This is a genomic window from Roseospira visakhapatnamensis (assembly GCF_014197915.1).
GTDB lineage: Bacteria > Pseudomonadota > Alphaproteobacteria > Rhodospirillales > Rhodospirillaceae > Rhodospira > Rhodospira visakhapatnamensis.
Genome location: NZ_JACIGK010000024.1, coordinates 36,438 through 57,084, shown reverse-complemented (window position 1 = coordinate 57,084; position 20,647 = coordinate 36,438). Strand labels below are relative to the sequence as shown.

Below are 20,647 nucleotides of genomic sequence, written 5' to 3'. Positions count from 1 at the left end.
CCGACCGTGATCGGACACGCCCGTGGTCTGGCGCTGCTGGCGGCCGTCTGGATGATGACGCTGGTCGCCGGCCCTGCGATGGCCCAGGTGCGGATCGACATCACCGGCGGCCGCCAGGATCCGCTGCCCATCGCCCTTCCCGACTTCGCCGGCAGCGAGACCGCCGGAGACGCCCAGCGCGGCCGCGAGATCACCACGGTCATCACCAGTGACCTGCGGGGGTCCGGGTTGTTCCGGCCGCTGGACCCGGCCGCCTTCATCGAGACGCTGGCCAGCCTGGAACAGCGGCCCCAGTTCGAGAACTGGCGCACGCTGAACGCGCAGGCGCTGGTCCAGGGCCAGGTGATCACCCAGCCCGACGGTCGCATCCAGGTGGGCTTCCGCCTGTGGGACGTGTTCGCCGCCCAGCAGCTGGTGGGCACGCAAATCGTCACCGAGCCGGACAACTGGCGCCGCGCCGCGCATATGGTCGCCGACGAGATCTACAAGGCGCTGACCGGCGAGGACGGCTACTTCGACACCCGCATCGTCTATATCGCCGAGACCGGACCGGCCACCAACCGCGTCAAGCGGCTGGCGATCATGGACCAGGATGGCGCCAACAACCGCACCCTGACGGATGGCCAGTCGCTGGTTCTGACGCCGCGCTTCTCGCCGACGGCGCAGGAAATCACCTACATGTCCTATTACCAGGGCGTGCCCCGGGTCTATCTGTTCAACATCGACAGTGGTCGCCGGGAGCTTCTGGGTGACTTCCCGGGCATGACCTTCGCGCCGCGCTTCTCGCCCGACGGCAACCGCGTGGTCATGAGCATGGCCCAGGGGGGCAACTCCGACATCTACGTGATGGACCTGCGCACCCGCCAGTCGCGGCAGTTGACCCGCAACCCCGGGATCGACACCTCGCCGTCGTTCTCGCCCGACGGCTCGCGCATCACCTTCAACAGCGACCGGGGCGGCAGCCAGCAGATCTACGTCATGAGCACCGGCGGGGGCGGCGCGGAGCGTATCAGCTTCGGGGACGGCCGCTATGCCACCCCGGTGTGGTCGCCGCGCGGCGATCTCATCGCCTTCACCAAGATGAAGGGCGGGCGCTTCTACATCGGCGTCATGAAGCCCGACGGCTCGGGGGAGCGCATCCTGTCCCAGGGCTACCTGGTCGAGGGTCCCACCTGGGCGCCCAACGGCCGCGTCATCATGTACTTCCGGCAGCAGCCGGGCGGGGGCTCGCGCCTGTACAGCGTCGACCTGACCGGCTCCAACGAGCGTCCGGTCCCGACTCCCACGGAGGCCTCCGATCCGGCGTGGTCGCCGCTGCTGCCGTAAGCTTGACCGTCACGGTGTGGCGTGGGGTCGATGGCCGTGTGACCCCAGGCCGCTCCGCCCCCCGCCCCGCCCCGGTCTCGGGGGTGGGCGGCGCGGGCACGTGTCCACCCCGGCCCCGCCTCATCCCTTCCGTCCCGCCATGCTCGCGGTCGAGAGGACCGGTCCTCCGGTCCGGACCGGGGCGCGTGGGGCATCGTCCCCATGGGCGCGCGTGCCCTAAATTCAATCCGGCTATTGTCCGACGTCTTCTTTTCGGTTAGAAACGCGCGCTCGTCTTGGGGAGGGAACGGTTACCCCCGTGATGTCGTGGGCGAAGTCCTGGGTGATGGTCCAGGGTTGGGGGGGGCGGTCACGCATGGCGCGCGGGGTTCGTGCGTCAGGCGCCGACGCCATCATGAGGTTGGCCGTGCCCGAGTCCAAACATGCGGTCGTCATCCGCGACCGTGTGTCTTTTGCCTGCCGCGCGGGATCCCGTGGGCGGTAATCCTTCGGCCTTGGAGAAGTTCCCGATGAAGTTCAAAGTCGTTTCGGCCGTGGCCGCGCTGGCGTTCCTGGCCGCCTGCTCCACGACCCCAGAGACCGGCTCCGGCCAGACCGGTGGTGGTGCCGCGCCGGTGGCGGCGCCGTCCGGTCCTGCGGCGGGCAGCCAGCAGGAGTTCATGCAGGAAGTCGGCGACCGCGTCCTGTTCGCGTTCGACTCGTACTCCCTGGACTCGCAGGCGCAGCAGACCCTGCGGCGTCAGGCGGCGTGGCTCCAGCAGTATCCGCGCTACTCGGTGACCATCGAAGGTCACGCGGACGAGCGCGGGACTCGTGAGTACAACCTCGCCCTGGGCGCGCGCCGCGCCAACGCCGTCGAGACCTATCTGGAGTCGCTGGGTGTCCCGGGGACCCGCGTCAGCTCCGTGTCCTACGGCAAGGAGCGTCCGACCTGCTCCCAGCCCAGCGAGAGCTGCTGGTCCCGCAATCGGCGTGGTATGACCGTCCTGCGCTAGTGCGCTTTCGATCCAGACAAAAGAATGCGGACTGCATCTTTTGTCTGGATCAGTGCGCTAGACTTGAAGGGGTGCGTGGCGACTGACGCCAAGGGTCATTGACCATGACCGGTGGCGTCCGTAGCCATTCCACGTGCCGAGGACCGTCGACGGGAGATGCGAACGGCGCGGTGTCCGCGTGCCCTCGATCCGGACGAGGACGGCGAGTCGCCTCATCTTCCCGGTGATGTGCCCGGACGGTCCAGAGGAAAGGGTGCCTTCGTCCCCGAAGGCACCTTTTTTCGCGTCGTCGCCATGATGACGCCCAGAACCCGGGATATCGGACCCTTGAAACAGCGGTCGGCCGTGCCGCCGGGGCGGGGGCCGATCAGGACAGGAGGCAGGCCGCCATGCACGCGATCACGCACATCCTCTCGGGCTTGCCCGGCCGCGCCGGCGCCGGATCGCGGCGGCTGCCGGTCCTGGGTTTGACCCTTGCGCTCGGTCTGGGCGCGGCGATGCTGCCGCCGCGCGCCGCCCTGGCCCAGCAGGACCTGCGGCCGTTGGTCGCCGACCTTCAGGTGCGCATCACCCAGATGGAAGAGATGGTGCGCGGCCTGACCGGTCAACTGGAGCAATCGGAGTTCCGCACGCGCCAACTGGAACAGCGCCTGGACCTGCTCAGCCGCGACATGGACCTGCGCCTGCGGGAACTGGAAGGCACGGGTGGCGACGCCTCGGCCACCCCCACCCCCACCCCCGGATCCGCCGCCGCGCCCGCCCCGACCGCGCCGCCCGCCGCGCCGGCGCTGGCGCCGGGCGCCGGTGTTCTCGGCTATCTGCCGACGCCCCAGGCGGAGGATGGCCTGGGCGGTGGCCTGGCCCGCCCGCCGTCGGGCGCCGCGCCGACGACCAGCGTGGTGCTGCCATCCGGCTCACCCGAGGAGCAGTATAGCCATGCGTTCCTGCTGCTCCGCCAGGGTGACTACGGCCGGGCCGAGCAGGCTTTCGCCGCGTTCATCCAGGTAAACCCTAGTCATTCCCTGGCCGGCAACGCTCAGTATTGGCTGGGAGAGACGCATTACGCGCGTGGTGATTACGAGAATGCCGCCGTGGCCTTCGCCAAGGGTTTCAAGGACTACTCCAGCGGCAGCAAAGCCCCCGACAACCTGTTCAAGCTGGGCATGTCCATGTCCGCCCTGGGCAAGAAGCGCGAGGCCTGCGCGGCCTTCCAGAAGCTGCGCGCCGACTATCCGGACGTGGCCGCCGCGCTGCGACGTCAGGTCGACGACCAGATGAGCCGCAACGGGTGCTGACCTGAGGCCCCACCCATGGACACCGCCGGCGGCGTGACTCTGGACGGGACCGGCTTCGCCGCCCTGATGGCGCCGCTGGGACCGTTCGAACCCGCGCCGCGCCTGGCGGTGGCCGTCTCCGGCGGCGCCGACAGCCTGGCCCTGGCGCTGCTGGCGGCCGACTGGGCGCGCGCCCGGGGCGGGTCGGTCACGGCCCTGACCGTCGATCATGGCCTGCGTCCGGAGGCCGCCGCCGAGACCGCCCGGGTGGCGGCCTGGATGGCGTCCGCCGGAATCCCCCAGCACACCCTGGTCTGGACCGGGCCGAAGCCCGCGCATGGCGTCCAGGCGGCCGCCCGCGCCGCCCGCCTGGCGCTTCTGGAGGGCTGGTGCCGCGCCCATGGGGTCCTCGACCTGCTGCTGGCCCATCATCGCGATGATCAGGCGGAAACGGTTCTGCTGCGCCTGGGGCAGGGCAGCGGCCCCGATGGCCTGGCGGCCATGGCGCCGGTCACCTACCGGCCGTCCGTGCGCGTGCTGCGGCCGCTGCTGACCCTGCCCGGCGCGGTCACGCGGGCCACCCTGCGGGCGCGCGGCCATCCCTGGATCGAGGATCCGAGCAATCGGGACCGGACTTTCCAGCGGGTGCGCCTGCGCCGGGTCGCGCCGGCGCTGGCCGAGGCGGGGGTGGGCGCCGCCGGCCTGGTGCGCGCCGCCGCGCGCGCCGCCGAGCGCCGCGCCGAGGCGACCCGGCGGCTCAATGCCCGGCTGGCCCGGGCGCTGGTGCTGGCGCCCACGGGCCATGCGCGCGTCGATCTGGCGGACCTGCTGGCGCCACCCGACAGCGAGGCCCGGGCCGCCCTGGGCCGCCTGCTGGCCTGCGTCGGCGGAGCGGCGCGGCCGCCGCGCGAGGCGCCGCTCGCGCGTGCCCTGGCGCGCCTGCGGGGGGCCTTGGGCGCGATGGGTGACGCCGGCGGCGCCGGCCTCACCCTGGGACGCTGTCGGGTGCTGCCCGATCCGCGCGGGCGGGGCTGGTTGGTGGTGCGCGAGGCCCGCCACTGGCCGCCGCCGCAGCCGCTTCGGGCCACGGAAGCCCTGTGGGACGGGCGCTTCGTCATCCTGGACGGAGGCGCGCGGCCGGCGCCGGACATCCGGGTGGTGCCGCTGGCCACCGTGGGCTGGTCCGCCGTCGCCGCCGCCCGTCGCGCGGCCGGCCTGACGGTTCCCGGTCCGGACGTCCTGCCGTCGGCCGCGCGGGCCGGGCTTCCCGTGGTCGTGTCCGATCGTGGCGAGGTGCTCGCGGATGCTTGTGCCCCGGGCTCCGTCCGCTATGCTGGTTCGTTGGCATCGCCAGGGCGGGCCGACGACGTGGACACGGAGGAGGACGCCCCCTGCTGGCACGTCCGCTTCGCGCCGCGCCTGCCGTTGACGGCGCCCCCGACGCGCCTTGCCTCGGCGCGGGACGACCCCATGTAGAAGCCACGGCGCGCGCCACCGGCCGCCGGCGGACAGGGGACCATGCCCGCGCCCGGTCACGACTCGTGCGGGACGCGTTTGGGCGCATGTGGGAAAAAGGGGTCAGGCCTTGAACTTCAGCCGAAATCTTGTGATGTGGATCATCATCGCCGTGCTGCTGGTGGCGTTGTTCAACGTCTTCCAGGGGGCGGCGCCACAGGGTGCCGAGACCTCCGTCGCCTACTCCGAGTTCGTCGAGCGGGTGGAAGGCAAGGAGGTCCAGGACGTCACCATCAAGGGCGAGAACATCACCGGCCACTTCGTGGACGGCCGCCCGTTCACCACCTTCGCGCCACCGGACTCCAACGTGGTGCCGATCCTGCGCGAGAACGGGGTGCGCATCTCCGCCCTGCCGTCCGACTCGGAGACCCCGACATTCTGGAGCGTGGTCATCTCCTGGTTCCCCATGCTGCTGCTGATCGCCGTGTGGATTTTCTTCATGCGGCAGATGCAGGGCACCGGCGGCAAGGCCATGGGCTTCGGCAAGTCGCGCGCCAAGCTGCTGACCGAGCGCACCGGCCGGGTGACCTTCGACGACGTGGCCGGCATCGACGAGGCCAAGTCGGAACTGGAGGAGGTGGTCGAGTTCCTGCGCGACCCGCAGCGCTTCCAGCGCCTGGGCGGCAAGATCCCCAAGGGCGTGCTGCTGGTCGGCCCGCCGGGCACCGGCAAGACCTTGCTGGCGCGGGCCATCGCCGGAGAGGCCAACGTGCCGTTCTTCACCATCTCCGGCTCCGACTTCGTGGAGATGTTCGTGGGCGTCGGCGCCAGCCGCGTGCGCGACATGTTCGAGCAGGGCAAGAAGAACGCGCCCTGCCTGATCTTCATCGACGAGATCGACGCCGTCGGCCGCCATCGGGGCGCCGGCCTGGGGGGCGGCAACGACGAGCGCGAGCAGACCCTCAACCAGTTGCTGGTGGAGATGGACGGCTTCGAGGCCAACGAGGGCGTCATCCTCATCGCCGCCACCAACCGGCCGGACGTGCTGGACCCGGCGCTGCTGCGCCCGGGCCGCTTCGACCGCCAGGTGGTGGTACCCAACCCCGACGTGCTGGGCCGCGAGAAGATTCTCAAGGTGCACATGCGCAAGACGCCGCTGGGTCCCGACGTGGAGGCCAAGGTGATCGCGCGGGGCACCCCCGGGTTTTCCGGCGCCGATCTGGCCAACCTGGTCAACGAGGCCGCCTTGCTGGCCGCCCGCAAGGGCAAGCGGGTGGTCGGCATGAGCGAGTTCGAGGCCGCCAAGGACAAGGTGATGATGGGCGCCGAGCGTCGCTCCATGGTCATGACCGAGGATGAAAAGAAGCTGACCGCCTATCACGAGGGCGGACACGCCATCTGCGCGTTGCACATGGTCGACTCCGATCCCATCCACAAGGCCACCATCATCCCGCGCGGGCGCGCGCTGGGCATGGTGATGCGTTTGCCCGAGGGGGACCGCATCAGCATGTCGCGCGCCAAGCTGGAGGCCGATCTGGTCGTCGCCATGGGCGGCCGGGTGGCCGAGGAACTGATCTTCGGCGAGGAGAAGGTGACCACCGGCGCCTCCAGCGACATCAAGATGGCCACCAACATGGCCCGCAAGATGGTCACCGAGTGGGGCATGTCCAACAAGCTGGGACCGCTGCTGTACGCCGAGGACCAGGAAGAGGTGTTCCTGGGGCACTCCGTGGCCCGGCACAAGAACCTGTCCGACGAGACCGCGCGCCTGGTGGACGAGGAAATCCGGCGCATCGTCGATACCGCCTATGGCAAGGCCCGGGACATCCTGAGCACCCGCCAGGACGAACTGGAGCGGCTGGCCCAGGGGCTGCTGGAGTACGAGACCCTGAGCGGCGACGAGATCCGCGCCCTGCTGCGGGGCGAGACCATCGATCGCGAGGATCCGCCCGAGCCCACCTCGACGTCGCGCGGCCGGCGTGCCTCGGTGCCGACCACCGGCGGCGGCTTCCGCTCGCGCGGCAAGCCGACCCTGGATCCGGAACCGCAGCCGGGGGCCTGACGCCGCGTACCCGGCGCCGGATCATCCGGCCGGACCCCAAAAAAGGCCCCGCCCCCTGGTGGGGCCTTTTTCCTGGGCGCCCGCCGCCGTAAACAGGGGGCCTTCTCTCCCACGGGTTCCGGAGCGGCCATGACCGACCACGACTGGCGCCACCCGCGCGACACGACCTCTTCCCTGGTGATGGCGCCCACCGGCCTCTTGAGGGGCGCCGCCGCCGAGGTGGCGCTGGGGACCGGCCGCGCCCGGCCGCTGGCCGGCGGGCCGCTGGCCTTCTCGGCCGTCACCGTCTGGTGGCGTGACCCGGCCGGCGCCCTGGCCGACGGCTGGCGGCAGGCGGCCGCTCCCCTGGACACCCTGACCGTCTGGGCGCGGGCCAGGGGGGAGGGCTGGGACGCGCGGGTGGTCGAGACCCTGGAGCGGCTGTCGGCCCCCCGGCCGCCGTTCGCCGGGCTGTCCCTGGACCGGCCCCGGGTCATGGGCATTCTCAACTGCACGCCGGACAGCTTCAGCGACGGCGGCGACCATGACACCACGGAGACCGCCGTCGCCGCCGGCCTGGCGATGATGGCCGCCGGCGCCGATATCCTGGACGTGGGGGGCGAGAGCACCCGGCCGGGGTCGGAGCCGGTCTCCGTCGCGGAGGAGATGCGCCGGGTGCTGCCGGTGGTCCGGGCGCTGGCCGACCGGGGCGCGCGCGTGTCCATCGACAGCCGGCGCGCGGCGGTGATGGAGGCGGCGCTGGCCCACGGCGCGTCCATCCTCAATGACGTCACCGCCCTGACCGGCGATTCGGACGCCCTGGCGGTGGCCGCGCGACACCGCGTTCCGGTGATCCTCATGCATATCCAGGGCGAGCCGCGCACCATGCAGGCCGATCCCCGGTATGACCGGGCCGTCGCCGACGTCACCGCCTGGCTGGGCGCCCGGGTGGCGGCCTGCCGCGCCGCCGGCCTGGCGCCGGAGCACCTGTGCGTGGACCCGGGCATCGGCTTCGGCAAGACCGTCGACCACAACCGGGACCTGCTGGGCCACATCGGTGCGCTGCACGGACTGGGCTGCGCGGTGCTGCTGGGGGCGTCGCGCAAGAGCTTCATCGCCCATCTGGCTGGCGCGGACCTGCCCCCCAAGGCGCGGCTGGCCGGGTCACTGGCGGCCGCCCTGGGGGCCGTCGACCAGGGTGTGCAGATCCTGCGTGTCCACGACGTGGCCGAGACGGTTCAGGCCCTTCGGGTGGCCACGGCCACCGCTACCGCGCCCGGCGCCTGATGCGGCCCGGCCGTGCCGCGCGCGGGACGTCGGGCGGACCCGGGGAGGCGCGCGGCGAGTCGGAGCGACGGGTTCCGCGATCCGTCAGCTCTCCAGCATGCGGCGCAGCAGGTCCACGTCCTCCGCGAAGCCGGAATCGGTGCGGCACAGCTCCTCCACCTTGCGGGCGGCGTGCATCACCGTGGTGTGATCGCGACCGCCGAACTTGCGGCCGATCTCCGGCAGCGAGCGCTGTGTCAGTTGCTTGGACAGGTACATGGCCACCTGCCGGGGGCGGGCCACGGAGCGACTGCGCCGCGCCGAGGACATGTCGGAGACGCGGATGTTGTAGTGCTCGGCCACCTTCTTCTGGATTTCCTCGATGGTCACGCGGCGATCGTGGGCGCGCAGCAGGTCGTGCAGCACCTCGCGCGCGGCGTCCAGGGTGATGGCCCGGCCCACCAACTGGGCATGGGCCACCAGGCGGGTCAACGCGCCCTCGACCTCGCGGCCGTTGGAGATGATCTTGTGGGCGATGAACTCCAGCACCTTGGGCGAGACGTCGACGCCTAGTTGCTCGGCCTTGGACGCCAGGATCCCCAGGCGCAGTTCGTAGGTGGTGGGGTGGATGTCGGCCACCAGGCCCATGGCCAGGCGCGAGCGCAGGCGGTTGCCGATCTCCTCCAGGTCGTTGGGCGACTTGTCGGCGGACAGCACGATCTGCCGGCCCTGGTCCACCAGGGCGTTGAAGGTGTGGAAGAACTCCTCCTGCGTCGATTCCTTGCCGCTGATGAACTGCACGTCGTCGATCATCAACACGTCCACCGAGCGGAACTGCTCCTTGAAGGAGATGGTGTCCTGCTGGCGGAGCGCGCGGATGAAGCTGTACATGAACTTCTCCGCCGACAGATAGGCGACCCGCCGTTCCGGCCTCCCGTCGCGGATGTGATGGGCGATCGCATGCATCAGGTGGGTCTTGCCCAGGCCGACGCCGCCGTACAGGAACAGCGGGTTGAACGGCACGTGGTCGGATTCCGCGACCCGCTTGGCCGCCGCGTGGGCGAACAGGTTGGGCTTGCCGATGACGAAGCGCTCGAAGGTATAGCGCGGATCCAGGGGGGCCGACGCCAGGGTCGGGTGGGCGCGCTCCCAGGGGCTCGCCGGCGTGGCGGGCGGGCGCGCTCGCGATCCGCCCCGGCCGTGCGCCGTGTCGTCGCGGTTCGCGTCGTCGGGCGCCGCGCCGTCGGGCGGGTCGACGGCGGCGTCCCCATCCCGCCCGGTGATCCCGGGCGCCTCGGGGCAGGCGCCGGACGCGGCGCTGTCCGCCACCACCACGAACTGGAGGCGGCGGGACATGGGATCGGCGCCGGCCCACAGATCGCGGATGCGGTCGGCGTAGTGGGTGACGACCCAGTCACGCATGAAAGCGGTGGGCAGGCCCAGCGCCACCGCCCGGGTGTTCTCCCGGGCCAGCGTCATGGGGCGGACCCAACTGTTGTAGGTTGAGGTCCCGAACTCGGTTTTCAGTTGCCGCTGCACGCGCGCCCATAGCTCGCCGGCGTCCATATCCACCCTGGTGTCCATCGTAAACTCGCCTTGCGCGGTGCCGCCGACGGCGTCCGCCCGGTGTGTGAAACCGGGTGTTTGAAACCGATCGGGTCCGGTCACCCCCCTCGTCCCAGTCATCCTTGGCCCTGAACCTGGCTCGCCAGGTCCAAGGCGCGGCACCGCGTCGCGGTGCCAGCCGCCCGACGACGGATGGCCCGTCGCTTGTCGGTCCCTCGTTCGTCGGTCACTCGTTCGTCGGTCCCTCGTTTCGTCGGCCCGTCTTTCGTCGGCCCGTCTTTCGTCGGCCCGTCTTTCGTCGGCAGGCCTCAAGACGACCCCACGGTCGTCCTGATCCGCGCTGGCTGGCCCACGCTTGACGGTTCGGGCAAGCGCCGCGCGGCCCCCGCATGGAACATCGTTATCGGTGCCGGGTCTCTGCTCGACTCCCGGCTGAACCGATCCTGCCTGGTCATTGTGGTGAAAAATCAGACGACCCTGTGTCCGGTTCGCTGACCGATGTCCGATCCTGGCCCGTCCGTCCCTGACCGCCCCCCTTGTCGTCTCCGCGTGTTGCCGCTTGGTCCTGCGCCCGGTCGCCTCTCCGATAACGGCGCACGCCTCGGAAGGTTCCGGCGCCCGGCACCAATCCAGGCACACACCTCCGGCGTGCCTCCTCCCCGCTTGCCGGAGCCGCCTGGCGAGCCCCCGACCCGCCGGGCCCGGATGCCGCCGGTCACGGCCGTCCCCCGTGCCGTCCTCCCCCTGTCCTCACAGGGTGTCGCAGGCCCTGACCCTGCATCAAGGACAAACCCGCGTCACGGGACCGGAACACCTGATGAGGCGTCGTCCGCCTTCCGACGCAGACATCACGCCGCTGGCCCGACCGGAGGGCGACTATCCTGTCGCAGTCACTCTCGCCACCGTCGCGGCATCGCCGTGTTGGGGCGCGATGTCACGATGTGACCGGATACCCCTGTCTTCTCGAACCGGAGTCGTGACGGCGCACGACATGCAATTGTCACAAACGAGTAAAAATGAAAAATACACTGAAAAAGATGTCACTAATCTGAAATAACTAAGACGCGAAAGCACAGCCTGCCAAGTCATATTGCTCGGATTTCAATCCTTCTTTGGTATCAATCATTGTTTTTCTGTGCGGCAGCCCCTGACCCGTCCCGAATACTACTCACCCCTCTGAGGTGAGGCAACGTGATCGAAACAGGAACATGGCCAAAACTTTAGGGATTGACGCGAGATGCTGTAAATGGTCGGTCGCGGCCCGCAATATCTTGACTCGTGACGGTCGCGATCCGGCGGTGTCGCGGTTCTGACAAGATGATGTAACGCGGGTCATTTTCGCGCATAACGACAGTGGCGCCGTGCCGGGGTTGTCATGCCCCCGCCCCTGGTACCAGAGCGGAGCCCGATGCGCGGGCGGATCCGGCGGCCTGCGGCGAGTCCCGGCCCCGGCGGCCGCGACACGCCGGTCACGACTCCAGACGGGGCTCGCGACGTTCCCGAGGGCCGGGGCGGCCGTCGTCCCGGTCGGCGGCTCGGCGCTTGGGGATGGCGCGCGGCCGCCGGGCGCGCCTGGCCAGCGCCACCGGTGTCCACAGCAGCCCCTTGAGCGCCTCGTAAAGCACCAGCGCGGCCACCAGCCCCACGCCGGCCCAGGCGAGCGAGGCGGCATCCAGGGGCAGGGCCGGCTGGAACGCCTCCAGCGTGGCCCGCGCCGCCACCGGGTCCAGGTGACGCACGAAGGCCCAGGGCTGCAACGCCGTGGGTGCTTCGGCCAGCGCCCGCAGGGCCTCGGCCAGGCTCTGGGTCCGGGCTTCGCTGGCGGCCATCATCTCCGCCACCACCGGGCGCTGCGCGGTGTCGGCCACCGCGTGCACGTCGGTCAGGTGCCGCAACTGGCCGCTGGCCTCGTCGAGGTGCCCGCCCAGACGCTGGCGGTACTGTTGCAGATACTCGCGCCACTGAGACGCGGCGATCGCGCCCGCCGCGCCGACCGTGGCGCCGGTCAGCGAGTCCAGCTTGCGCCCCAACCAGCCCATGGGCATCGTTCCCTCCGCTGCGCGGACCGCCACGGCCCAGGCGGCGGTGGCGGTCATGGTCCTGGGCACGGGCCCGTGGCCCACGACGACGATTGTCGAGGGCGGGGGCCGGCCTCCGCCCCACGCTTGTCGCGCGGGGGCGACGACGGCCATCATGATCGAGTCGGCCCCGATCGTCAGCCCGGGACGTCGGCATCGGTCTTCCCCGTTGTACAACCCTGGCGGTTCGGCCCCAAGCCCCGAGCAAGCCCCGAGCGCGGCACGGCCCCCGGTCCATCGGTCCGGCGCGTCCGCCGCGGCGGATGCGCCGGCCCCCAACCCGAGAGAGAGGACGACGCCGCCATGCCCCTGGAGACCACCCTTGGCCTGCTGGCCGGGCTTCTGCCGCTGCTGGGGCTGGCGGCCTGGCGGGTGCGCCGGCCGTGGCGGCCCGGGCCGGTATGGCGGATTCCCTGGGGCGCCGTCGCCGCCGTCTGCCTGGTGCTGATCCTGGGGCTGCTGGCGCATCTGATCAGCCTGTGGAGCGGTCGCCCCCTGCCGCCACGCGGCCTTTGATACGCTCGCCACGCGGCCTTTGCTGCCGAGCCGCGCGTCCCGGGACCATTTGACCAATGGCCCACCGCGCGCCGGCCGTGCTAAAGCAGCCGCCCATCGCCCCGTCTCCATGGGCCGCCCGCCGTTGCCGCCCGCCGATGCCGCCTGTCCCGCGCCCTGTCTCGAAGCTCCAGGATGGACCCCGTCCCATGACCGTCGCCGCCGACCCCCCGCATACCACCGCTTCTCCGGGTGCCGTCGACCTGGTCGACCTGGTGGATCGCCTGGGGGATGCCCGGGTGTTGTGCGTGGGCGACGTGATGCTGGATACCTTCGTGCAGGGAAGTGTGGACAGGGTGTCGCCCGAGGCCCCCATTCCCGTGCTGCGGGTCGCGCGCGAGACCACCATGCTCGGCGGTGCCGGCAACGTGGCGCGCAATCTGGTGGGCCTGGGGGCGCGCGTGGGCTTCCTGTCGGTGATCGGCGACGATGCCGACGGCGCGGCCGTCGCCGGCCTGCTGGCCGCCCTGCCCGGGGTCGAGACCAGCCTGTTGACCGAATCGGACCGGCCGACCACCCGCAAGACCCGCTTCGTCGCCGGCGGCCAGCAGTTGCTGCGCGCCGATTCCGAGTGCATCCGGCCCCTGGCCGAGGCCACCGGCGAGGCGCTGCTCGCTCAGGCGCGGGCCGTGATCGCCGATCATGGCGCCCTGGTGCTGTCGGACTATGGCAAGGGGGTGCTGACCGAACCCGTCACCCGCGCCCTGATCGCCCTGGCGCGGGGCGCCGGTCGGCCGGTGATCGTCGATCCCAAGGGCGCGGACCATGCCCGCTACGACGGCGCTGGCGTGGTGACGCCCAACCGCAAGGAACTGTCGGAGGCCACCGGCGGTCACCCGACGCACGACGACGCGAGCGTGGAGGCCGCCTGCCGTGCCCTGATCGCCCGCTGTGGCGTGGAGGCGGTGCTGGCCACCCGCAGCCAGGACGGCATGACCCTGGTGTCCGACGGGGCCCGGGCGGAGCATCTGCCCGCCGAGGCCCGCGAGGTGTTCGACGTCTCCGGGGCCGGCGACACGGTGGTGGCCACGCTGGCCGCCGCCCTGGCCGTGGGGGCCTCGCCGTCGGCCGGGGCGCGGCTGGCCAACGCCGCCGCCGGGGTGGTGGTCGGCAAGGTGGGCACCGCCGCCGTGCGCGCCGACGACCTGGTTTCGGCGCTGCATCATCAGGACCTGGCCCGCGCCGAGGACAAGGTGGTGCGCCTGGACGCGCTTGTGGAGACGGCGGAGCGCTGGCGCCGGCGCGGCCTCAGGGTAGGCTTCACCAACGGCTGTTTCGACCTGCTGCACCCGGGGCACGTGTCGCTGATCGCCCAGGCCCGGGCCGCCTGCGACCGGCTGGTGGTGGGATTGAACGCCGATGCCTCGGTGCGCCGGCTGAAGGGGCCGCGCCGTCCGGTCCAGGGCGAGATGGCCCGGGCGACGGTGCTTGCCTCGCTGGCCGACGTGGACCGGGTGGTGCTGTTCGCCGAGGACACGCCGCTGGCCCTGATCGGGGCGCTGCGCCCCGACGTGCTGGTCAAGGGGGCGGACTACACCGTGGAGACGGTGGTGGGCGCGGACGTGGTGCGGGGCTATGGCGGCCGGGTGGTGCTGGCCGATCTGGTCGCCGGTCAGTCCACCACCGCCACCCTGGCGCGCATGGCCGGCGCCGAGGAGACCGACGCACGCCGCTGACTGGCGGCAGCCCCATCACTCCGCCGGCGGCGCGTCGCGGTCGGCCTCGATCTCGACGGAGGCGGCATCGGGCGGGTCATCCGGGGTGCCCAGGGTCTTGGTCAACTCGAACACCCGCCGGCGTACCTGGGGGCTGGGAATGCGGTAGTAGGCCCGCACCAGTTCCAGGGTTTCGCGCCGGGTCAGGGGGTCGGCGTCCCGCGATTCCCGCGGTTCCTCGATGGCGCCGCGAATGTGCCGGGGGCTCAGGCTGGACACGTCGTCGTCCATGTCCTCGAAGAAGTACGACACAGCAACGTCGAGAACCCGGCTCAAGTCCCATAACCGGCTGGCCCCGACGCGATTGGCGCCGCGCTCGTACTTCTGCACCTGCTGAAAGGTCAGGCCAATGGCCTCTCCGAGGCTTTCCTGGCTCATGCCGAGCAAGGTCCGGCGCAGGCGAATGCGCGCGCCCACATGCACGTCCACGGGATTGGGCTTGCCCGACGGTGTGCGTCCGCGGGTCGACAGCCGCATGGGCTGGTCCTGGTGTTCGGCCATGATCGTCAAGTCCCCGGTGGTGCCCGAGTCTTCGGCGCGGTTGGTCGTCCGACGGTTTAGGAACTCACGCGCCGAGCAACGGTCCCGACACCTAGACAATAGGCGAGGGTAGATACGCCGGTCAACACGCAAGCCCTAGGTAAATATACAGCTATGGTCAGGCTGTGTTTTTACGCTGTGCGCTCTCTGGCGCGCGCCGGGCGCGCCCTCCCTGTCGCCATCCCCACCCCCCGACGGCGCCGGCCATCAACAGGGCCAGCGCCAGGGCCAGGGGCACCGGCATGCCCAGGCGGGCGAAGGGCGTGGGCGGCATGGCGCCGGGCAGGGCGGCATCCAGCACGCCCCGCGTGCCCAGATCCAGCCGCCCGGTCACGCGTCCCATCGCATCGACCACCGCCGAGATGCCGGTGTTGGCCACACGGACCAAGGGTACGCCTTCTTCCACGGCGCGCAACCGCGCGGTGGCCAGATGCTGATACGGTCCGGGACTCGTTCCGTACCAGCCATCGTTGGTGACGTTGACCATCCAGGTGGGCCGCGCGGCGGCGTCCACCACCTGGCCGGGGAAGATCACCTCGTAGCAGATCAGCGGCGACACCGGCGGGGTGCCGGGCAGGTCGAGGGTGGTTGGCCCGGGGCCGGGGGTGAAGTCGAGGGCGCCGGGGGTGATCTTCTCAAGGGGCAGGATATCCCGAAACGGCACGTACTCGCCAAAGGGCACCAGGTGATGCTTGTCATAGGCGCCGGCGATCGTCGCCGCCGGCGTGACCGCGAGCAGGCTGTTCCAGACCTGGAACGGGGTCGTTCCCGGCGGCGAGACGCGCGGCGCGCCGGTCAGCAGCAGGCCGCCGGGGGGCGCGGCCGCGGCCACCAGGCGCCGCCGCTCGGTGTCCGTGGCCAGCGGGAAGACCGAGGCGGTCTCCGACCAGATGACATGGGTGACGGCCTCGAACCCCGGCGCCCGGCTCATCTCCACCTGATCGAGCAGGTTCAGGTCGCGCCGCGCCGGGTCCCATTTCTCCGCCTGGGTGTAGTTGGGCTGCACCAGACGCAGGCGCACCCCCGCCACATCGGCGGGGGGCGGCCGGGTCAGCCGGACCTGACCCCAGAGCGTCGGCGCCAGCAGCGCCGCCCCGGCCAGCGCCAGCACGCCGCCGCGCCGCCAGCGGGCGGCGCCGGCGTCGGCCAGCACCGCCGGCGCGGCCAGCGCCAGCACGGTCAGCGCGCTCAGGCCCAGGGCGCCGATCAGCGCCGCCGTTTGCAGCGCGGCCGGCCAGGGCATCCACACGGTGGCCGGCTGGTTCCAGGGAAAGCCGGTGAAGGCCCAGCCCCGCAGCGCCTCGGCCAGGGTCCAGGCCCCGGCCAGCACCAGCACCCGCGACGGCCGTCCGGGGCGCCACCAGAGGCCGGCCAGCAGCGTCCCCAGACCCGTGAACAGCGCCAGCACCGCCGCCAGGCCGCCGATGGCCAGGGGGATCAGCCAGCCGAAGCGGGCGGCGTCCACCAGCAGCGCATGGGCGATCCAGTGCAGGCCGACGGCGAACCAGCCCAGACCGAACCACCAGCCGGCGGCGAAGGCGCCGCGCCGGCGGGGCGCGCCATCCAGCAGCCAGACCAGGCCCGTCAGGCCCACCAGCAGGGCCGGCACGACGTGGAAGGGTGGCAGGGCCAGCGCGGCGGCGGCGCCGAGCGCGGTGGCGGTGCCGTGGCGGCGCCAGCCTCGCAGGTCGCGCACGGCCGCCGCCACGCGGGCCATCATGCGCCGTTGGCCCCGGGACGGATGGTGTCCGGCAGGTTCCGCAACCGGAGGCGCTTCACGCGCCGGGGGTCGGCATCGAGGATCTCGAACTCCATGCCGCTCTCGTGGACGATCAACTCGCCGCGACTGGGCACCCGCCCGGCCAGGCGGAAGACCAGGCCCCCGAGGGTATCGGTCTCCTCGCGCTCCTCGTCGCTGAGGAAGGCGCCGAAGCGGTCCTCGAACGCCTCCAGGTCCAGGCGCGCGTCGGCGATCACCGACCCGTCGTCCTGGGCCACCACCTCCGGGTCGGCGACCACGTCGTGCTCGTCCTCGATTTCGCCGACGATCTGTTCCACCAGGTCCTCGATGGTCACCAGGCCGTCGATGCCGCCGTACTCGTCCACCACCAGCGCCATGTGGGTGCGCTTCAGGCGCATCTCCAGCAGCAGGTCGAGCACCCGCATGCTGGGCGAGACGAACAGCACCGGCCGCGCGAGCGCGCTCAGATCCGGTGGTTGGCCGCCATGCAGGTTGGGGATCAGGTCCTTGATATGCACCATGCCGAGTACCATGTCCAGCGTGCCCCGGAAAACGGGCATGCGCGAGTGCCCGGCCCGCACCAAAAGTTGGGCGATGTCGGCCAGGCTGGCGGTTTCCTCCAGGGCGACGATGTCGGGGCGCGGGACCATCACGTCCTCGGCGGTCATGTCGCGCTGGTGCAGGATGTTGGCGATCAGCAGGCGTTCGTGCCCGTCGATGGGATGCTCGGCGTCCTGGCGCTCCTCGATGAGTTCCTCCAGGGTGTCGCGGATCGACGCGTCGCCGTTGCCCAGGCTCCGCAACAGGCCCCGCAACCAGCCCCCCGGGCGATCGCCGGCATCGGCGCTACCGGCCGTGGGGTCCCCACCCGGCGGGGGCGGGCTGGGGGGTGCCGGGTCGTCGTCGGCTGCGGCACCGGATGCTCGCGGCGACCGTCCCGGCGGTCTCCTTGGCGTGTCGTCGTTCATTGTCTCCAGTTCCATGGCCCCCGGGGCGCCGGCCACCGGGCGCCGGGGGGCGAAGCGGCGGGCGTGCCCGGCCTCGGGGCACTCAGGGGGTGGCGTCCGCGCCGGCGTAGGGGTCGGCGATGCCCAGGGTGGCCAGGATACGGGTTTCCAGGGACTCCATGTCCGCCGCCTCGGCGTCGTCCTGGTGGTCATGGCCCAGCAGGTGCAGCACCCCATGCACCACCAGATGGGCCAGATGATCGGTCAGCGTCCGGCCGTCGCGGGCGGCCTCGTCGCGCGTGGTCTCGAAGGCGACGATCACGTCGCCCAGGTGCGCCGGGTCGTCCTCCTCGCCGTGGTCGTCCGCACTGCCGTTCTCGCCGGCACCGGGCAGGACGACGGTGCCGTCGGCATCCTCCAGCGCGGCGAAGGCCAGCACGTTGGTGGGCGTGTTCCGGCCCCGGTACGCCGTGTTGAGGGCGGTGACGGCCGCGTCGTCCTCCAGCACCACGCACAGCCCCAGTCCCGGCGCGCCGAGACAGGGCGCGTCGGCCAGCGGGGAGCCGGGCAGGGCGGTCAGCACGGCGGCCTCGGCGGCCCGCCGGCAGAGCCCCTCGACTCCCTTCACGGCGCCGCGCCAGGCCGGCGCCTCGACCATCACGTCGATCTCCAGCGTCACGGCGGCGGTGTCGGGGGCCTCGGTGGTGGGGGCGGGCGTCATGACCGGGGAGTCTCCGGGCGGGTGGCGGCCCGGTCACGGGCCTCGTAGGCCCGCACGATGCGCGCCACCATGTCGTGACGCACCACGTCCTGGTGGTCGAAGTGCACCACGGCGATGCCCTCCACCCCCTGCAACGTCTCCAGGGCGTCCCCCAGGCCGGAGCGGGCGCCCGAGGGCAAGTCGACCTGGCTCATGTCACCGGTGACGACCATGCGCGCGTTTTCTCCCATGCGGGTCAGGACCATTTTCATCTGTGTCGGCGTGGTGTTCTGGGCTTCGTCCAGGATGATGAAGGCGTTGGACAGGGTGCGTCCGCGCATGAAGGCCAGCGGCGCGACCTCGATCTCGCCCGCCTCCAGGCGGCGCATGACCTCGTCACCCGGCAGCATGGCGTGCAGGGCGTCATAGATGGGCCGCAGGTAGGGATCCACCTTCTCGCGCAGGTCGCCGGGCAGGAAGCCGAGGCGCTCGCCGGCCTCGACCGCCGGGCGCGACAGGATGATGCGCTCGACCGCGCCCTGCATCTTCAGCGCCACCGCCTGGGCCACCGCCAGGAAGGTCTTGCCGGTGCCCGCCGGCCCGAGGCCGAACACCACATCGTGGGAGGCCATGGCCGAAAGGTAGCGCGCCTGCCCCGCCGTGCGGGCGGTGAAGGTGCGCTTGCGGGTGCGCAACACCGGCGTGGGCCCGGCCACGACCGGCGCCGGCGCCTGTCCCAGGCGAATGGCGGCCTCCAGGTCGGCGGTGGCCACGTCCTCGCCGGCGCGGGCGCGGTCGTACAGGGCGTCCAGGGCGCGGGCGGCGATCTCCACCGGTTCGCCCGCGCCGCTCAGGGTCACTTCGTTGCCCCGGGTATGGCAGGCGATGCCCAGCCGGGTTTCCAGGCACGCCAGATTTTCGTGGCCGGGGCCGAACAGCACCTGAAGCACGCCATTGTCGGCGTAGACGCGGGTCACCCGGGTGGCGAGGTCGGTCACGCGGGGATCCTCGTGGGAGTCGGAGCAGCGGCCGGGGCCGCGTCCGCGTCCGCCGACGGCGGCTCGGTCGCCGGCGTCACCAGGCGGCCGGCCAGGCTGTTGGGCTGGCCGTCGACGATCAGCACCCGGCAGGACCGTCCCAGGATGGCGGCCGGCGCCGACACGTGCACCGGCTGCATCCACGGGCTGCGCCCCAGAAGCTGACCCGGCCGCCGTCCGACGCGATCCAGAAGGACGTCCATTTCCTGGCCCACGCACTGACGGTTGAACAGGCTCTGCTGGGTGTTCAGCACCTCCTGGAGCCGCGCCAGGCGCTCGCCCTTGATTGGATCGGGGACCTGTCCGGGCCGGGCGGCCGCCGGGGTGCCCGGGCGCGGGCTATACTTGAAGGAGTACGCCTGCACGAAGTGGACCGCGCGCACCAGACTCAGGGTGTCCTGAAAATCCGCCTCCGTCTCGCCCGGGAAGCCGACGATGAAGTCGGAGGACAGCGCCAGATCCGGGCGCGCCGCCCTGAGCCGGTCCACCACGCGCCGGTACGCCTCGGCGGTATGGCCCCGGTTCATGGCCTTGAGGATGCGGTCCGATCCGGACTGGACGGGCAGATGCAGGAAGGGCATCAGCGCCGGCACCTCGGCGTGGGCGGCGATCAGGTCGTCGGTCAGGTCGCGCGGGTGGCTGGTGGTGTAGCGCAGGCGCGTCAGGCCGGGGATCTCGGCCAGGGCGCGGATCAGGCGGGCCAGGCTCCAGGCGGCGCCGTCGTCCGGCCCGTCGCCGTGATAGGCGTTGACGTTCTGGCCCAGGAGCGTGATCTCGGTCGTGCCCTGATCCACCAGGGCGCGGGCCTCGTCCAGGACCGCCGCCGCCGGGCGGGAGACCTCGGCGCCCCGGGTATAGGGCACCACGCAGAAGGTGCAGAAGCGGTCGCAACCCTCCTGGATGGACAGGAACGCCGACGGGCCGCGCGGCCCGGGCGCCGGCAGGTGGTCGAACTTGGGATCGGCCGGGAAGTCGGTGTCCAACTGGGCACCGCCCTCGCGGGCCAGGCGGGCCAGCATTTCCGGCAGGCGGTGGTAGGTCTGCGGCCCCAGCACCAGGTCCACCCAGGGCGCGCGGGCCAGCAGTTCGGCGCCCTCCGCCTGGGCGACGCAGCCGGCCACGCCGATCACCATGCGCCCCAGGCCACGGTCGATCCGCACCTGGCGCAGTTGGCGCAGCCGGCCCAGCTCCGAGAACACCTTCTCGGACGCCTTCTCGCGGATGTGACAGGTGTTGAGCAGCACCATGTCGGCCTCGGCCGGCTCCGTCACCGGCCGGTACCCAAGCGGCGCCAGGACGTCCGCCATGCGGGCGGCGTCATAGACGTTCATCTGGCAGCCGTAGGTCTTGATGCAGACAGTCTTGGATGGTGTCTTGGTCACGGGTCTGGTCACGCGGGTGGCTCGATGTC

16 protein-coding genes are annotated in these 20,647 nt (G+C 71.7%); 8 read left to right on the top strand and 8 right to left on the bottom strand.

Annotated features, from left to right (window positions below):
- The first annotated feature begins 51 nt into the window (after window positions 1-51).
- The 6 genes from tolB to folP all read left to right on the top strand — a co-directional run bounded on the left by tolB (window position 52) and on the right by folP (window position 8,378).
- Window positions 52-1,326, top strand: a complete 1,275-nt coding sequence (gene tolB, locus GGD89_RS14540) for a Tol-Pal system beta propeller repeat protein TolB (protein ID WP_221238493.1) — start codon at window positions 52-54, stop codon at window positions 1,324-1,326.
- A gap of 509 nt (window positions 1,327-1,835) precedes the next feature.
- Window positions 1,836-2,321, top strand: coding sequence for a peptidoglycan-associated lipoprotein Pal (gene pal / locus GGD89_RS14535; protein ID WP_184046543.1), 486 nt, complete (start codon window positions 1,836-1,838; stop codon window positions 2,319-2,321).
- A gap of 389 nt (window positions 2,322-2,710) precedes the next feature.
- Window positions 2,711-3,616: a tol-pal system protein YbgF gene (gene ybgF / locus GGD89_RS14530; RefSeq protein ID WP_184046541.1), complete on the top strand. Its 906-nt coding sequence runs from the start codon at window positions 2,711-2,713 to the stop codon at window positions 3,614-3,616.
- A 15-nt stretch (window positions 3,617-3,631) separates the two neighbouring features.
- The gene (tilS, locus tag GGD89_RS14525) at window positions 3,632-5,071 is read left to right on the top strand and encodes a tRNA lysidine(34) synthetase TilS (protein ID WP_184046539.1); all 1,440 of its coding nucleotides are present in this window, start codon (window positions 3,632-3,634) and stop codon (window positions 5,069-5,071) included.
- A gap of 133 nt (window positions 5,072-5,204) precedes the next feature.
- Window positions 5,205-7,112 carry an ATP-dependent zinc metalloprotease FtsH gene (gene ftsH / locus GGD89_RS14520; protein ID WP_281396725.1) on the top strand — a complete coding sequence of 636 codons (1,908 nt, stop codon included), beginning with the start codon at window positions 5,205-5,207 and terminating at the stop codon, window positions 7,110-7,112.
- A 129-nt stretch (window positions 7,113-7,241) separates the two neighbouring features.
- On the top strand, window positions 7,242-8,378 hold the full coding sequence (gene folP, locus GGD89_RS14515; RefSeq protein ID WP_246423133.1) for a dihydropteroate synthase: 1,137 nt from the start codon (window positions 7,242-7,244) through the stop codon (window positions 8,376-8,378).
- An 84-nt stretch (window positions 8,379-8,462) separates the two neighbouring features.
- Here folP and dnaA read toward each other — a convergent pair whose 3' ends face one another.
- Together dnaA and GGD89_RS14505 are read right to left on the bottom strand one after the other, a co-directional pair.
- Window positions 8,463-9,941 carry a chromosomal replication initiator protein DnaA gene (gene dnaA, locus GGD89_RS14510; RefSeq protein ID WP_184046535.1) on the bottom strand — a complete coding sequence of 493 codons (1,479 nt, stop codon included), beginning with the start codon at window positions 9,939-9,941 and terminating at the stop codon, window positions 8,463-8,465.
- Between the two features lie 1,451 nt (window positions 9,942-11,392).
- Entirely contained in the window at window positions 11,393-12,019 is a 627-nt protein-coding gene (locus GGD89_RS14505) for a DUF2937 family protein (protein ID WP_184046533.1), read from the bottom strand.
- Window positions 12,020-12,304: 285 nt separating this feature from the next.
- Between GGD89_RS14505 and GGD89_RS14500 the strand changes: the two genes are divergently transcribed.
- Window positions 12,305-12,517, top strand: coding sequence for a hypothetical protein (locus GGD89_RS14500; RefSeq protein ID WP_184046531.1), 213 nt, complete (start codon window positions 12,305-12,307; stop codon window positions 12,515-12,517).
- A 188-nt stretch (window positions 12,518-12,705) separates the two neighbouring features.
- The gene (rfaE1, locus tag GGD89_RS14495) at window positions 12,706-14,232 is read left to right on the top strand and encodes a D-glycero-beta-D-manno-heptose-7-phosphate kinase (RefSeq protein ID WP_184046529.1); all 1,527 of its coding nucleotides are present in this window, start codon (window positions 12,706-12,708) and stop codon (window positions 14,230-14,232) included.
- Window positions 14,233-14,247: 15 nt separating this feature from the next.
- Here the strand turns inward: rfaE1 and GGD89_RS14490 are convergent, their stop codons facing one another.
- The 6 genes from GGD89_RS14490 to miaB all read right to left on the bottom strand — a co-directional run bounded on the left by GGD89_RS14490 (window position 14,248) and on the right by miaB (window position 20,618).
- Window positions 14,248-14,772, bottom strand: a complete 525-nt coding sequence (locus GGD89_RS14490) for a helix-turn-helix domain-containing protein (RefSeq protein WP_246423132.1) — start codon at window positions 14,770-14,772, stop codon at window positions 14,248-14,250.
- A gap of 157 nt (window positions 14,773-14,929) precedes the next feature.
- Window positions 14,930-16,531 (bottom strand): apolipoprotein N-acyltransferase, encoded by a 1,602-nt coding sequence (gene lnt / locus GGD89_RS14485; RefSeq protein ID WP_184046527.1) that lies wholly within the window; start codon window positions 16,529-16,531, stop codon window positions 14,930-14,932.
- Window positions 16,528-17,535, bottom strand: coding sequence for a hemolysin family protein (locus GGD89_RS14480; RefSeq protein ID WP_246423131.1), 1,008 nt, complete (start codon window positions 17,533-17,535; stop codon window positions 16,528-16,530). Before GGD89_RS14480 ends, lnt begins: the two co-directional genes overlap by 4 nt.
- A 67-nt stretch (window positions 17,536-17,602) precedes the next feature.
- Window positions 17,603-18,220 (bottom strand): rRNA maturation RNase YbeY, encoded by a 618-nt coding sequence (ybeY, locus tag GGD89_RS14475; protein ID WP_184046526.1) that lies wholly within the window; start codon window positions 18,218-18,220, stop codon window positions 17,603-17,605.
- A complete protein-coding gene (locus tag GGD89_RS14470; RefSeq protein ID WP_184046524.1) occupies window positions 18,217-19,197 on the bottom strand; it encodes a PhoH family protein in 981 nt (326 codons plus the stop codon). The genes ybeY and GGD89_RS14470 overlap by 4 nt, the downstream gene beginning before the upstream one ends.
- Entirely contained in the window at window positions 19,194-20,618 is a 1,425-nt protein-coding gene (gene miaB / locus GGD89_RS14465) for a tRNA (N6-isopentenyl adenosine(37)-C2)-methylthiotransferase MiaB (protein ID WP_343058615.1), read from the bottom strand. Before miaB ends, GGD89_RS14470 begins: the two co-directional genes overlap by 4 nt.
- Between the last annotated feature and the right edge of the window lie 29 nt (window positions 20,619-20,647).